This window comes from Lactobacillus kullabergensis, from assembly GCF_003151025.1.
GTDB classification, from domain to species: Bacteria; Bacillota; Bacilli; order Lactobacillales; family Lactobacillaceae; genus Lactobacillus; species Lactobacillus kullabergensis.
Window position 1 is genome coordinate 666,234 of sequence record NZ_CP029477.1, and the last position, 15,047, is coordinate 681,280.

The following is a 15,047-nucleotide window of genomic DNA, read 5'->3' on the forward strand; positions in this document are numbered from 1 at the left end:
AAAGCTCTTTTTTTGTTTATTTACTAATAAATTTATATGTAATGCAGGCTCAAAAAAGCAAGCGTATTTAACCCTAAGATACCTCAATAGAGAAGGTGATCCGACTAATTCCAGGCATAAATAAAAAAGAGCTTTAGCTCTTTTTTTCTTTCTTTTGGCATTCAGGACAGATACCGTATATTTCAACATGGCTAGAGGATGTGACGAACCCAGTTTGCTTTTCGGCTTCTGTTCTCATGCGGTTTTCAATTGTATCAAATTCAGGATAATAGACGTCAGCAATTTTGCCACACTTTTTACAGATAATATGAAAGTGGGGTTTGACAAAATAATCGTAGTGTAGAGAATCATCGCCATTTTTTATTTCAATCACAATTCCGGCATCAACTAATTTGTTTAGAGTATTGTAAACCGTAGCACGATAAGTAGGTTCATCACCACTAATTGCCGAAAAAATTGTGGCTGCAGTAGGATGATTATGATGTGCCATTAAGTATTCTAATATTTTTAAACGGGGTTTAGTTGCTTTTAAGTGATGGTTACGCAATAAGTCTTCAGCGTCATTATGAAAATCAGGCAAAGTTCTCATCTCCTTTATTATTTAGTTATAGTTTAGCATTTTTGGCAAAGAAAAAACCGCCTTAAGCAAGGCGATTTTTTTAATTATTATTTTCTTCTTGGTGGTGTCTAATAGTCGGCATAATCAAACCAAGTAGCAGTAATACTACAGGGGTAGCGATATTTAGACATAATGTAAATGGATCAGATGAGTACATCCCCATTAAACAGCATGCAATCGTAACAGCTAGTCCCCAAAGGCCGGCTATATATGCCAGCCATTGGTGCTTGGTCATTTGGTAGTTATCAAAACCATTGTGGAACTTTTCATGTTGTTTCCGTAAAGCCAAATATGCAATGAACACCCATAGATAACGCATTGGCATTACTATTGAATTAAGTTTAACCAATTGTGCCATTACTGCTTGTGCATCAGGCATAACGGCTTGAAGTGCTATAATTCCACCAGAAAGAATAACAATCATCCAAATACCGTTTAGGCACCATGTTTGTTGACTTTTAAAAGCTTTTTAGGAATGAAATCTTTAGCTTCTTTGCCTCCTAACAGCATTCTTAGGGGCGCATCAATACTTATAACTAAAGCAGAAAATTGACCAATCACATTGCACCAGGCATAGATGTAGAGGAATAATCCACCAACTCCATAATATTCACCCAATTTTTGAAAGGCAATATAAGGGCCGTTTGAAATGTATTCATTCAAATTGCCATTAACAGTCTTAGGATCAAACATTAATGCTAAAGCAATTGTGCCCAAAATAGCTGAAATCATCACCATTCCGGCCAAGCCTAACATTGCTTTCGGGAAATTTTTTGATGGATTTTTCAGTTTATTAACATATGGCGAAATTTTCTCCGCTCCACCGACAGCAAATACTAAAATTGACAGAGAAGTAAAATACTTAATGTTAAAATCTGGTACAAAATTTTGCCAATTCCAGTTTACAGTATTGAAATTAGCGTGCGGATTAATCATTGGAGCCGCAAACATCATAATAATAAATAAAATTGACATGATGAACATTGAAGTACCAGCGATTGTTGACAAAGTTTTAATTACTGGAATGCCCCGACTGGCTACCCAGCAAAAGAATAAAAAAATTACTAGTGTAGCTAGTTGTGTCCAAGCTGTTGGCAGACTGTCATACCAATTAGTATTTCCAAAGATACCCCAGGCCATGCCTCTCAAGCCACCTGTACCTTTACTGGAAATGTAAACTACGTGAACCGCCCAAAAGGTCCAACCAGCATAATAGGCCCATTTAGGTCCAATAGTGGCGTTAATCCAAGAAGCCACACCACCTTCAGAATCTTTAAAAACAGACCCTAGTTCACCAACCATTAGGGCATAAGGAATAAAGAAAAGCAGGAAAATAACTATCCAGCTAAAAATTACCTTTGTGCCATCAAAATATATAAATCCGTTAACAACGTTGCCGAAGCTCCATACTATAGAAAAAGCCATAGTAGCAAGCGTTGTCCACATCATCTTTTTAGAATTGTTTGGTGTTTCACCCATGAAACTACTCCCTTATTTTAAGATAACAATTTTATTATTTTAGCTTAAATGGTTATAAAAATCTAATAAAAAGTAGTTTATTTTTATAACGGCGGTAATTATTGATTTATGCCTGAAAAAGTGCAAAACTGTTATTATATTATAAAGAAGGGTTGTAAGCTTTAATGGAAAAAAAATTTAAAAACAAATTGCTAGTTGCTGGAACGATAGCAGCAGTTGGCTTATTTGTTGGGAGTAATAATTCATACATTTCTGCTAAAAGTTATCATAAGGCTGTTACTAAGATAGCTGGCAATGGCAACTACGCAGTTTATCATAGTGCATCAAAGAAGGGACCATCTGGCAAATTCACCTCTACGAAGTATTTCAAACACGCACAGATTCAGTCTAAGAAGTCTATTGCTACTAAGAAAGGCAAGTTTTGGAAAATAATTGTTGATGGTCGCACAGTTGGTTGGGTTAACCAAAACTTTTTTGCCAGAAATAAGATTTCAGTAGCCAACAAAGTTAGTTTAGTACAAAATAATCAATATTCATTTAATACTAAAGATGCGATTAATTATGTGACTGATGGTACTGGAACCGCTGTTGATGCAAATAAAGTTAATGTTTCTAAATCTAAGATTAACTCGGGTACGCCAGGAAAGACTACTGTAGATTACAGTTATGGCAAAGCTAAGGCTAGCGTAGACGTCACAGTTCGCTCTGACAAGAATGAAGGTATTGCAAGGGCAAATAAAACTCCTAAGAATGGTCCAAAGGAAGTTTCTACGTGGAAGGGCAGTTCTAAGTCTTCATCCAGAAATTGGAATGCAGCTCATCACTATACTCCTGAAACCAGATCTAATACTTTTAAAGCTAATGGTTTAACTTTGAAAACTAAGTTGTTCCAACCTCGATTTGTGAGTCTTGACTACAATAAGGCAGGAGATAAAATGGGTCAGGTAGGTGTAATTCCTGAAGGAATTACTGTTCATGGCTCGAACTTCACTGTTGCAGTCTTTAACTCAAGCAAAGCACAAAACGGTCACCTAGTTTCTTATGACTTAAAACACATTAACAAGTTTAAGGCACAAAACTTATTAACCCTAAACTGGTCAACTTTTAAGAAATATGCATCACATATTAAAGTTAGTCCTTATATCAAACTAGGACATGGTCAGGCTATTGGTTCATCTTCTAAATATGTTTACGTAATTGCCAATAATAATACTTCAAGCAATTCAGATGCTTCTGAAGAAATCTTGCAAATACGTAAGTCAGATATGAAGATTAATCAAATTTGGACCTTTAGAATTTCTAATTATGGTAGTCCAAGATATATTCACAATGCTACATTTGCCGGTGACAATACAATGTATTGCCTGTTCCATAATGGTGGCCACGGTTATTATGAATATTGGAAAGTTACTCGCAGTGGTGATACCTGGACTCCAGTTGAAGTTGGCGCTACGAAAGGCAACTTTGTAAGCAATCATTCGCCAGTTCAAGGATTCACTTATGATCAAAAGCACAGTCAATTCTATGTTGGCTTTAATGATTACATCTTCAAAGTTGATAAAGATGGTACATTTAAGAAGACCCATCATTTGAATGTTAGACGTGAAATTGAAGGGCTATCCTCATATGGCAATAAGCTTTATGTTGAGTTTGCTCAAAGAGGAGAATTAACAGCCGGTAACACGAATTAAAAATATATACTGAGCAGCTTGATAATCAAGCTGCTTTTTTGTTTATCATTTTTGAACTTGAGATAAATGAAAAATACTTTCAATTATAAGTTTAGTTTTAAAATTTATACTTCAACTCTTACTTTAAAATGTTTTAAAAGTAATTAAGACTTTTTATATTCGCCTCCAATTAGTTTAAAAAAAAGCCGAATTCCTGTATTATGGTACGCAACAACATAAATAGAAGTTATTTTAAGGAGGATTTTTTGGTTAAAAGAGACTTTATTGATACCTGTAGCTTTTCAAAAGATGAAATGCAATATTTAGCTGAGCTGGGTATTAAAATTAAAGCAACTATTAATCATGGATATTATCCATCGTTATTAAAAGGAAAAAGTCTGGGTATGATTTTTGATCAGGTATCTACAAGAACACGCTGTTCAGCTGAAACTGCAATGACTGAACTTGGCGGTCACGCATTGTATTTAGCACCTGGTCAGATTCAATTGGGAGAAAATGGTCATGAAGGCTTAGCTGATACGAGTCATGCCCTAGGTGATCTGGTTGATATCATTGGGGTTAGAACTGCCAGTCATGAAGATATTGTTGAAATTGCTCAAAATTCGCCTGCACCCGTAGTTAATTTTATGAGTGATAATGATCATCCAACACAAGCCCTTGGAGATTTAATTACAATCAAGGAATTTTTGCCTCAAGGAAAGAAACTATCTGATGTTAAGCTGGTTTTTGTGGGGGATGCAACTCAGATTACAGTTTCAGCACTATTTTTGTGTGCACAAATGGGGATGCACTTCGTTCAGTATGGTCCTAAAGAAAAACATCTGCCTATGGAAATATTGGATAAAGCCGCAAAAATTGCTCAAGAAAATGGTGGCACAATTACACTATCCGAAGACGAAAAAGTTTTAGAGGATGCTGATTTCGTTTATACAGATGTTTGGTATGGTCTATATGATCAAGAGCATAGCAAAGACGAATATATGAAACTTTTTTATCCTAAGTATCAGGTTAATGATGAGCTACTAGCTAAAACAAAAAATCCGTCCGTTAAATTCATGCACTGTTTGCCAGCAAATCGGGGTGAAGAAGTAACGGCTTCTGTGCTTGATGGCAAAAAATCTATTGTCTGGCAGCAAGCTGCAAACAAAAAAACAGCAATGAGAGCAGTATTTACGTATTTGCTTAAAGGTAAGTCTTTAGATGTTTTAAATGAAATTACAGATTAAATAAAATAATATAAAAGTTTTTAGGTTTAAATAATTTTTACAGTCAATCTATTAAATTAGATTGGCTTTTTTGAATTTTGCGGAAAATATCAACATGAATCATGTTTCATTGATAATAAATTGTTTGATTTTATGACTCAGCCGAAAAACTAGATATTAAGGTTATGTTTAGTGGTGAATTATGTTTCATAAAATGAAACGCTTTTACAGTAATAAAAATCCTATTGCATAAACATTGAAATCGATTTCAAATGACGAAATATCAATGTATATTGGGATTGTAAAAGATATGTTGTTAATTGAAAAGGAGATTTAAATATGAAAAAAAGAGATTACATTGATACTTTTACTTTTTCGCAAAATGAGATGCAATTTATGGTTGATTTAGGAATAAAGATCAAAGAATCTATCAGAAATGGCTACTATCCGCAACTATTAAAAAATAGAAATTTAGGAATGATTTTTGAACAAACTTCCACTCGTACCAGGAATTCTGCAGAGGCTGCCATGTCAGAACTTGGAGGTCATGCACTATATTTAGCACCTGGTCAAATTCAATTAGGAGAAGGTGGTCATGAAAGTTTAAATGATACGGGTCATGTATTAGGTGAATTACTGGACATAATTGGTGCCAGAGTTAATCGTCATGAAGAGGTTGAAAACCTGGCCAAGTTTTCAAAAGTGCCAGTAGTCAACTTTATGAGTGATGAAAGTCATCCCACCCAGGCGTTGGGAGATCTGATAACTATTGAGGAGAATTTGCCAAAAGGAAAAAATTTAATGGATGTAAAGCTGGTTTTTGTTGGTGATGCAACTCAAGTAGCTATTTCAACTATGTTTTTCTGTGCACAAATGGGAATGGAATTTGCTCAGTTTGGTCCTAAAACTAATCAAATGCCCAAAGATGTTTTAGAACATGCAAAAAGAATAGCTCAAGAAAACGGTGGTTCAATCGAAATTTCTGATGATGAGGAAGTTTTAAAAGATGCCGACTTTATTTATACCGATGTTTGGTATGGCTTATATGATAAAGAATTACAAAGAGAAAAATATATGAAGATTTTTTATCCTAAATATCAGGTTAATGATCAATTGCTGGAAAAAACTGGAAACAAAAATGTTAAATTCCTACATTGTTTGCCGGCTTCTCGTGGTGAAGAAGTAAGTGATTCTGTTCTCGATGGTGAGCATTCACTAGCATGGGATCAAGCAGGTAATCGTAAAACAGCTATGCGGGCGATTTTTGTTTATTTGCTTAATCCTAGAATAAAAATGGCTTCAGATGCTTTAAAGAATAAATATAAAGGCGAACTTGAAGAAATGCTAGTTAATGAACCTTATAGAGATAACGATGATCTGAGTATCAAATATTAACTATGGTTTAGGTAAGAACTATGCAATCTGAAAATACTCAAACAAATGAGTTTGAAACTAAAAACGTCAATCAATTATTTCTGAAATATGGGTTTGTTACACTTGCAGGCATGTTTGCACAATGTGTAATGGTTATTCTTGAGGCTATTATTACTGGAAATGGACTTGGAGCGGAAGGATTGGCAACTGTCAGTATCATTATGCCTCTTGAACTTATTAATGATGCTATTGGAACTGGGTTAGGTATTGGAATTACCACTATTGCAGCCCAGTATAAAGGACAAGGAAAAGAAGAAGAAGCCAGAAAAATTTGGAATGATGGCGTCTGGTTTACATTGATCTTTTCTATTATCTTAGCAACCTTAATCGCTGTATTTGCTGAACCTGTTGCAACGGCACTAGGTGCTCGAGGACCAGTTAAGCAAATGTCAATACAATTTATCAGGGTGTTTATGATTAGTTACCCATTTTGTTTCGTAGGACAAATTGGCATACCTATGCTTAGGGTTGATGAAAAGCCGGGACTGGCAAGCTGGATCACTGCAATCGCTGCTTTAATAGCAATTAGTGAATTATACTGGGGCATTTTTATTGCCCATATTGGTATCATCGCCTCAGCTATATATTATGGCTTAAGTATAGCTCTTTTCTGTTTTTCTTTTGTTCCTTTCTTTAAATCTACGAATAAATATCATTTGTCTTTTGATCTAAAGTTTAATTGGAAGGACTTAAAACACGCAATTGTACTTTCCATGCCTTTTATACTAATAACTTTGTCAAGTGCTGCTTATAACTGGATTATGAATTTAGTATTAGGCCATTTTGGAAATAACTATGATATTGCAGCCTTTGGACTCATAAATGGTTACATATTTTATGTTTTAAACATGATAACTACCAGTTTAATGCAAGGAATGCAACCAATTGCAAGTGACAACTATGGTGCGAAATTAAATTCACGACTGGCACAATTGCTTAAAGTAAGCTTGATCTCCAACATTGTTTCTGTTGCAGCTTTAACTGCTATTTTTGCAGCGTTTGCACGACCAATTACATCAATTTTTACCACGAATAGCCTGGTTGTTAATATCACGGCTACCTCCGGCATTGTTGTAGTAGGGTTAACAGCCTTAGGTTCTAGTATCAACATGATGTCTGGCTACTATCAAGCTGTTGGACAAGCTGGTATTTCAACCTTTCTAGGCACATTAAAGTTTTTAATATGTGCTTGCCCTCTGGCATTGCTGCTAGCATATACAACAGGTATTAAAGGAATTTGGTTTGCTCAACCAATAGCAGACATAATATCCTTTGCTGTCGCTCTGTTTTTATTAGTAAAAGAGCTTAGAAAGCTCAGAAAGAAAAATTAAAATGATTTGTAAAGCAGATATTATCATAAAAAGCAGTCAGATTTGGACTGGCAATATCGATGAAACTATATATGGTGGAATTGCAATAAAGAAAAACAGAATTCTATATGTTGGATTTCAAGATTTGGATAAATATGTAGGTTCAAATACGAAGATTTTAGATTATGGTGACCAATTAGTGATTCCTGGAATTCACGATGGTCATGTTCATATGCTAATGACTGCATTAATGAATTCAGGAAAATGCCCGTCTTTATATGATGCAAAATCAGAAAAAGAATGTGTTGATATAGTAAAGCGTTATGATAAACCGCAAAATTTAATTGGTGGATGGATAATTGGTATGGGATGGTATCAGTTACTCTGGGACAACAAAAAGTTGCCAACGAAGAAAAGCTTAGATAATGCTTTCCCTGATACGCCCGTTTTCCTAATGGATTCTAATGCTCATACTACATGGGTAAATTCTGAGGCTTTAAGAAGGCTTAATTTCACACCACAGAATACTAAAGATAACATTGATTTTGGTAAATTTGAAAATGGAGAATTGACTGGAATTATTGGTGAAGCATCTTTTATGAAGTTGAGCAGTCAAATTATGACTGCAGATGAAAAAACCACTTCCAAGCTTTTTATTGATACTATTAAAAGAATGAATAGCTTTGGAATAACTCAAATAGATGATGTCGCTGGAAGCGCTGTTCCAGATTCTGATCAGATTGCTGATCAAAGCTGGAAACAAATATACAGTGAAAATAAACTAAACATACGTGTAAACCTGTTTCCAACTCTCTTAGATGATTTTTCTCGGATTCATCAAATAGAAAATAACTGCGGACGAGCTACCGGTGATTCCATGATTGGTATTGCTGGCGTAAAATCTTTTTTTGATGGTGTTTCAAGTATGCATACAGCTTATTTATCAGAACCCTATAGTGACGCACAAAGTCCTGATGATAGAGGTCATTTGACAATAAAACCAGATGTTATGCAGAGAAGAGTTTTAAAAGCTGCAAAAGAAGGTTATTGTGTGAAAATTCACGCTATTGGTGACGGTGCGGTAACTGAAGCATTGAATGTTTACGAAAATGTAGAAAAGGAACTGGACAATAAAGTTTTATCCAAAGTACAGTTTAATATTGAACATTTGGAAAACATTGAGGAAAAAGACATTGAAAGATTGAGAGACTTAAATGTTATTGCTTCAGTTCAACCAGCACATGCACTAATAGATCCGGCTGGTGAAGAGAAAGATCTTGGTGAAAAAAGGACAAAAATGATGTGGCCCTTCAGGCATTATCTGGCAAGAGGAACAAAAATCGCATTTGGTACTGATTCACCTGTAGTTGATTTCAATCCCTTCGAAAATTTATACAATGCTGTAACTCGTAAATCAATTAATGGCGGAAAACCATGGGAATCTCAAAACAGTATAAATATTCAAGAAGCATTAAGAGCCTATACTTTGGGATCGGCAAGATGTTCAAACCGGCAAAAAGATTTAGGAACAATAGAAAATGGGAAATTAGCTGACGTTGCTGTTTTAAATTGCAACATACTTAAATCTTCACCAGAAGACTTATTAAAAACTAATGCAGTTATGACAATGGTTAACGGAAAAATAGTTTATGGAGGATAATAAAATGAAAACATTAAATTCAAGTCCCAAAAAAGATGGCTATAAAATGCCAGGAGAATTTGAGGAACATAAAGGTGTATACATTCTCTGGCCGGAAAGACCTGATAATTGGCGTAACGGGGGCAAACCGGCTCAAAAGACTTTTGTGGAAGTTGCTACCGCAATTTCAAAGTTTGAACATGTAACAGTGGGCGTTAATGACGATCAGTATGAAAATGCATGTACTTTGCTGCCAGATAATATTGAGGTTATTGAATTATCTAACAATGATTCATGGATTAGAGATTGTGGTGCCACTTTTGTTAGAAATAACGAGGGAAACATTAGAGCAGTTGATTGGCATTTTAATGCTTGGGGAGGTTTAGTAGACGGCTTATACTTTCCTTGGGATAAAGATGACAAAATTGCACGAAAAATGGCTGAGCTAGAACAGGTTGATCGCTACAGGCTGGATGATTTTACTCTTGAAGGAGGGTCAATCCATTCTGATGGTGAAGGTACAGTGATTACGACAGAAGAGTGTCTTTTATCTAAAGGTAGAAATCCACAATTATCAAAAGATCAAATAGAGCAGATTCTTAAAGAATACCTAGGTGCTGAAAAAGTTATCTGGTTGCCAAAAGGGATTTATCAGGATGAGACAAATGGACACGTTGACAACATAGCGAATTTTGTTTCACCAGGTCATGTTGTATTGGCTTGGACAGATGATGAAAGTGATCCACAATATGAAGCATCAAAAGCGGATTTAGATGTTTTAAAGAATACAAAAGATGCTAAGGGAAGACAAATCGAAGTTACTAAGCTATATGTGCCAAAACCAGTGAGAATTACGCAAAGCGAAGCTACTGGAGTAGATTCTGTTGATGGTACTCTACCTAGAAAAGAGGGCGACAGGCTTGCCGCTTCCTATGTAAATTACTATACGGCAAACGGAGGAATTGTTTTCCCAACGTTTAATGATCCTAATGATGAAAAAGCTAAAGAAACATTAGAAGCTTGTTATCCGGACCGCAAAGTAATAGGTATACCTGCAAGAGAAATTTTGCTTGGAGGTGGAAATATTCATTGCATCACTCAACAAGTTCCAAAATAGAGAAGGGATGAAAGTATGTCTGCTAAAATTCTGGTAGCTCTTGGTGGAAATGCTATTTTGACAAAAGATGCAAGTGATGTTGCCCAAAAAGAAGCTTTAAGAAAAACTTGCAAACAACTAATTAAGTTTGTAAAAAAAGGAAATAAACTGGTTATATCTCATGGTAATGGTCCGCAAGTAGGAAATCTACTTTTGCAGCAGGCAGCAGGCTCAACCAAAGATAATCCATCAATGCCAATTGATACTGCAGTAGCTATGACTGAAGGAAGTATAGGATACTGGCTTCAAAACGCTTTAGATGAGCAATTAGAATGTAATAATTTAAAGCAGTCGGCAGCAGCTGTAATAACGCAGGTTATTGTTAATCCAAATGATCCGTCTTTTAAAAATCCTTCAAAACCGATCGGTACTTTTTACAGCCATCAAGAAGCAAAGCAAATAAAAGAAAAAAACAGTGAATTTAAGTTGGTTGAAGATTCAGGCAGAGGCTATAGAAGAGTTGTTCCTTCCCCTCAACCTTTAGTGATAAAGGAAAGCAAAATTATAAAAGCAATAATGGAATCAGGTAATATTCCGATTGCCGTTGGTGGAGGTGGAACACCAGTTGTAGAATCTGGCGATCGACTTATTGGGAAAGAAGCGGTTATTGATAAAGATTTTTCTTCAGAAAAGCTTGCTGAACTAATTAACGTTGATAAACTTATTATTTTAACGGCCGTAGATAATGTATATTTGAATTTTAATATGCCAAATCAAAAGAAACTTGAAAAAGTTGAGGTTAGTGAAATTAAGAAATACATTGAGCAAGGAGAATTTGCTTCTGGTTCAATGTTACCCAAAGTACAATCAGCGGTCAGATTTGTTGAAAATAGTAAAAAACCGAATGCTGAAGCTGTGATCACGTCTTTAAATAATATAGAAGATTATTTAACAAAAGGAGCAGGTACAATTATTAAAAAAAGTATTGATTAATTGAATACATATAGATTTTAATAATTTTCAAATTGTAAAAAAGTATAATCCTTATGGAATTGGATTATACTTTTTTATTATTCTCAATTATAAAAATATCCTGTTAATCATATAAAAATTGATAGAGAATAAGTTCCATTATGATAGCAACAGAAACTCTGGAGCCTATGTCCACATCGTTACATTTCAAGCAATCTGTAAAAAAATAGAAATTTATGTCACTGAGATTTTGAATCGTATTATTATCGGCTCCTGTGATTGAAACAATTAAGGGTGCTTTTTCTCTTTTCAAGTTACTTATCAACTCTATAAATTCTTTGTTTTCACCGTTAAAACTCATTATAAAAACTAAGCTATCCTGATCAATTTCTCGCGAAATTATCTTACGATAGTTATGATCATTTGGAAAAAATACTTTAAATCCTGCTATTGAATAAATAAATGTTATATATTCTACTAGATGTTTGGTTGCATCTTTAGCGAAAAAATAAAGTTCTGGTTTTTGCTTAAGTTTTTGAGAAATTAAATTTAGTTGTTTATCCTTAATTACTCTTATAGTTTCTTCAATATTCTTTAGATAGCTTTCTTTGTATGACAGCTTTTCTGTATAAAAAATGCTTTTGTTTGGACTTTCTTTTTCATTAATAAGAGTAAATTTTATAACGGTAGCAAATTCACTATAACCAGAAAACCCAATTTTTTTGACGAATCTAATAAATGTTGCTGTAGAAACATAAGCCATTGAAGCTACTGATCTAATGCTTTTACCATTAATATTTTCCATATTGGAAACAACAAATTCAAAAAGTTTATGTTCATTATCGGTAAGATCTTTTAAATGAGAACTAACTATTTCAAAAAAGTTCATTTTAATCTCCTAAAGTTTGGAATAGCTTTTACAATTGTATGAAGGCCACCTCCACCGATTAAAATCTCACGAACTGGAAATGAAATTATTTTCTTATCTGGATAAAGTTTTTTAAATTTTATTTCTGCAATTTCATCTTGTGGATCATTAAATTTGGGGAAAATAATTACCTTGTTTAAAGTTATATAATTAATATATGTAGCTGTCAGTACCTGATTAATTGTTCGCGGCATCAAACCGTTAATTAAGTCAATCCCTTCAGTCTCTTTTGCGGACAGTCTTTGTAATTTGGGGATTTGAAATTTGGTTATTTTAAACCTTCTTCCTTTGGCATCTTTTTCATTTGAAAGAATGTCAAAAGCTTCTTTACAAGCTGAATATATGGGATTCTCCTGATTGTCAGTCCATGTAATAGCAATTTCGCCTGGTTTAATGAAAGAAACCATGTTATCAATATCTCCACCAGTTTCGTCTAAAAAATAGCCGTGTCTTAGCCAAATTATTTTATGAGCTCCTAAATACTGTTCTAATATTTGGGTTATAAATTTTTTTGATATACCATAATTTCTGTCTTCTGCTAAAAGAACATCTTCTGTAGTGATAACGGTGCCTTCACCGTCAGTAATTATTGAACAGCCTTCAATGACATTATCAACAGAATAATAATCCAATCTAAGAAGATTTGCTATTTTAATTGCCAGTTGATCATCTTTTTCCCATGGATAATAAAGTCCGTCAATTAAACCACCATATGCATTAAACTTAAAATTTACAGCTCGAATATTTCCCTTATCATTCTTGACAAACACGGGTAAAGTATCCTGTGCCCATGCATCATCAGAAGACATTTCGATTACTCTTGCAAATTTTTCAACTTTATTTTTAGCATTTAAATATTGGTCTTGGTTTACTAACATTGTGATTGGTTCAAATTCACTAATAATTTTTGCAAGCGCTGTGAAGACTTTTTGAACTGGTTTCGCACCGTTTCGCCAGTTATCCTGTCTTTCTGGCCAAATCATGAAGATTTCTTTCTGTTCAGTATAATCAGGAACCATTTGGTAGTTATCATTTTTAGGTGTTGAATTATTTATTTCCATAATTATCACATTTTCTATAAGCGGATAGTCATATTTTACTCTTATTTCTTTAGACATACTATCTTCATTAAAATGTTATGTAAATAGTTTTTTTATATTCAAAATAGAAATAAAATCAAAAAAAGTGATAAATGGATTAATCCATTTATCACTTTTGCTTATAATTCAATGGGTCCCCTGAGAGTCGAACTCAGATTTTAAGAACCGGAATCTTACGTGCGATCCATTACACTAAGGACCCAGAATTGGCACAACAACAAGTATAACAGAAAAAAACTAAAAATTGAATTGTTTTTTCTTTGATAAACGAAAAAGACAGTAAGACATTTTAAAACAAAAGTTGGGTAAAATATTAAGACTTTCTAATTGGTTTGATTTCACTTGAATTATTTTTTGTGTGTTGCTATACTATAGTTGTCGATTGAGAAATGAGTAACTTGATTAGCGTCAGTTCACGTTTCTCATATATTTTTAGACAATCTGGGACACCTAATGACAATAAATGGGGCAATTTGGTCCCAGAAGAAGGAGAGATATTGATGTACTCGGAATTTCCCGTGCTTGAAGCTCTCGTTCCTGACATCTTAAAAGTTTTTCGACAAAGATATCTTGTTCTTGAGCAAATATCGCTTAATGCACCAGTAGGACGCAGAAGTGTGGCTCAGTCACTAGGACTTTCTGAAAGAAATGTGCGAACAGAAACTGAATATCTTCGTGATCATGGTTTGATTGAGATCAAAAGTTTTGGCATGTTTATGACAGAAAAGGGCAAAAAGATATTGCAGGAGGCTGCTCCTCTGATAGATCGTTTGTTTAATGCTCGTAAAACAGAAATTGATTTGGCGCGTAAACTTGGTATCGAACGGACAATTATTGTACCGGGTGATAGCGATTTACAGGACTTGGTTTATGAGAGAATGGGTGAAGAGCTTAATGCAGCTCTGGATCTTCTTTTGCCGTTAGGACATTCAATTATTACTGTTCTTGGCGGTGAAGCTCTTGCAAAATCGACTAGGAATTTGTCTAAAAGTTTAAGTAAAAATCGACAACTGGTATTTGTACCGGGTCGTGGAGCTTTGGGCGAAAATGTTGCTATTCAAAGTAATACTATCGTTCAAGAAATGGCTGCTGAAACAGGTGGTAAATATAAAACGTTATATTTACCAGAACAGATTTCATCAGCTGCATACAAATCTTTAATTCGTGAATCTACATTTACTGATGTCCTTGAAGATATTTCACAAACCGATGTTGTAATTCACGGAATTGGACTAGCTCACGACATGGCAAGACGCAGAGGATACGATTCAGTTCGTTTGTCCGAGTTGCGTGAAAAAAAAGTAGTCACCGAGTGTTTTGGGTGTTTTTTCGATGGCGAAGGAAAGATTGTTGACCGCGTGCATCAGGTTGGCTTGCAGTTTGAGAATCTAAATAAAATACCTCACATATTTGCATTTGCTTGCGGTGGTCGCAAGGCTAAAGCAATCAAGGCTTATATGCCCAATGCTCCTCATCAAACCTGGTTAATTACTGATGAAGGAGCCTCAGAGAAGATTTTAAAGGAGAAATAATTCTCATTTAAAATAAATTGATGTTTACAGTTCTTACATAGT

The 15,047-nt window shown here is 34.6% G+C and carries 11 protein-coding genes and 1 pseudogene; 8 read left to right on the forward strand and 4 right to left on the reverse strand.

Translation table 11 applies throughout. The features are described from left to right. Window positions 1–133 precede the first annotated feature (133 nt). The gene (locus tag DKL58_RS03345; RefSeq protein WP_239386424.1) at window positions 134–580 is read right to left on the reverse strand and encodes a Fur family transcriptional regulator; all 447 of its coding nucleotides are present in this window, start codon (window positions 578–580) and stop codon (window positions 134–136) included. Between the two features lie 79 nt (window positions 581–659). Then, window positions 660–2,098 (reverse strand): annotated as a pseudogene (locus tag DKL58_RS03350) (APC family permease). Between the two features lie 164 nt (window positions 2,099–2,262). Between DKL58_RS03350 and DKL58_RS03355 the strand changes: the two are divergent. The 7 genes from DKL58_RS03355 (at window position 2,263) to arcC (ending at window position 11,466) form a co-directional block, all read left to right on the forward strand. Beyond that, window positions 2,263–3,789 carry an LBA0864 family S-layer associated protein gene (locus DKL58_RS03355; protein WP_109586093.1) on the forward strand — a complete coding sequence of 509 codons (1,527 nt, stop codon included), beginning with the start codon at window positions 2,263–2,265 and terminating at the stop codon, window positions 3,787–3,789. 245 nt (window positions 3,790–4,034) lie between these two features. Next, window positions 4,035–5,015, forward strand: coding sequence for an ornithine carbamoyltransferase (argF, locus tag DKL58_RS03360; RefSeq protein WP_109586094.1), 981 nt, complete (start codon window positions 4,035–4,037; stop codon window positions 5,013–5,015). Window positions 5,016–5,333: 318 nt separating this feature from the next. Then, complete coding sequence (gene argF / locus DKL58_RS03365) at window positions 5,334–6,389, forward strand: ornithine carbamoyltransferase (RefSeq protein WP_109586095.1); 1,056 nt, start codon at window positions 5,334–5,336, stop codon at window positions 6,387–6,389. 20 nt (window positions 6,390–6,409) lie between these two features. Then, the gene (locus tag DKL58_RS03370) at window positions 6,410–7,759 is read left to right on the forward strand and encodes an MATE family efflux transporter (RefSeq protein ID WP_109586096.1); all 1,350 of its coding nucleotides are present in this window, start codon (window positions 6,410–6,412) and stop codon (window positions 7,757–7,759) included. 1 nt (window position 7,760) lies between these two features. After that, the gene (locus DKL58_RS03375) at window positions 7,761–9,398 is read left to right on the forward strand and encodes an amidohydrolase (RefSeq protein WP_109586097.1); all 1,638 of its coding nucleotides are present in this window, start codon (window positions 7,761–7,763) and stop codon (window positions 9,396–9,398) included. A gap of 4 nt (window positions 9,399–9,402) precedes the next feature. After that, window positions 9,403–10,494 (forward strand): agmatine deiminase, encoded by a 1,092-nt coding sequence (gene aguA / locus DKL58_RS03380; protein ID WP_109586098.1) that lies wholly within the window; start codon window positions 9,403–9,405, stop codon window positions 10,492–10,494. A 15-nt stretch (window positions 10,495–10,509) separates the two neighbouring features. After that, window positions 10,510–11,466 carry a carbamate kinase gene (gene arcC / locus DKL58_RS03385; RefSeq protein ID WP_109586099.1) on the forward strand — a complete coding sequence of 319 codons (957 nt, stop codon included), beginning with the start codon at window positions 10,510–10,512 and terminating at the stop codon, window positions 11,464–11,466. A 103-nt stretch (window positions 11,467–11,569) separates the two neighbouring features. Here the strand turns inward: arcC and DKL58_RS03390 are convergent, their stop codons facing one another. After that, entirely contained in the window at window positions 11,570–12,334 is a 765-nt protein-coding gene (locus DKL58_RS03390; protein WP_109586100.1) for a MurR/RpiR family transcriptional regulator, read from the reverse strand. Continuing rightward, on the reverse strand, window positions 12,331–13,491 hold the full coding sequence (gene aguA, locus DKL58_RS03395) for an agmatine deiminase (RefSeq protein ID WP_233560890.1): 1,161 nt from the start codon (window positions 13,489–13,491) through the stop codon (window positions 12,331–12,333). The genes DKL58_RS03390 and aguA (DKL58_RS03395) overlap by 4 nt, the downstream gene beginning before the upstream one ends. A 482-nt stretch (window positions 13,492–13,973) precedes the next feature. Here aguA (DKL58_RS03395) and DKL58_RS03400 point away from each other — a divergent pair, with 482 nt between their 5' ends. Beyond that, window positions 13,974–15,005 carry a sugar-binding domain-containing protein gene (locus DKL58_RS03400; protein WP_045927821.1) on the forward strand — a complete coding sequence of 344 codons (1,032 nt, stop codon included), beginning with the start codon at window positions 13,974–13,976 and terminating at the stop codon, window positions 15,003–15,005. Window positions 15,006–15,047: the final 42 nt, after the last annotated feature.

Coding starts and splice junctions, on each gene's coding strand:
- DKL58_RS03400 (WP_045927821.1), top strand. CDS start 13,974: ATGTACTCGGAATTTCCCGTGCTTGAAGCTCTCGTTCCTGACATCTTA.
- argF (WP_109586095.1), top strand. CDS start 5,334: ATGAAAAAAAGAGATTACATTGATACTTTTACTTTTTCGCAAAATGAG.
- aguA (WP_233560890.1), bottom strand. CDS start 13,491: ATGTCTAAAGAAATAAGAGTAAAATATGACTATCCGCTTATAGAAAAT.
- DKL58_RS03370 (WP_109586096.1), top strand. CDS start 6,410: ATGCAATCTGAAAATACTCAAACAAATGAGTTTGAAACTAAAAACGTC.
- aguA (WP_109586098.1), top strand. CDS start 9,403: ATGAAAACATTAAATTCAAGTCCCAAAAAAGATGGCTATAAAATGCCA.
- arcC (WP_109586099.1), top strand. CDS start 10,510: ATGTCTGCTAAAATTCTGGTAGCTCTTGGTGGAAATGCTATTTTGACA.
- DKL58_RS03375 (WP_109586097.1), top strand. CDS start 7,761: ATGATTTGTAAAGCAGATATTATCATAAAAAGCAGTCAGATTTGGACT.
- DKL58_RS03390 (WP_109586100.1), bottom strand. CDS start 12,334: ATGAACTTTTTTGAAATAGTTAGTTCTCATTTAAAAGATCTTACCGAT.
- DKL58_RS03355 (WP_109586093.1), top strand. CDS start 2,263: ATGGAAAAAAAATTTAAAAACAAATTGCTAGTTGCTGGAACGATAGCA.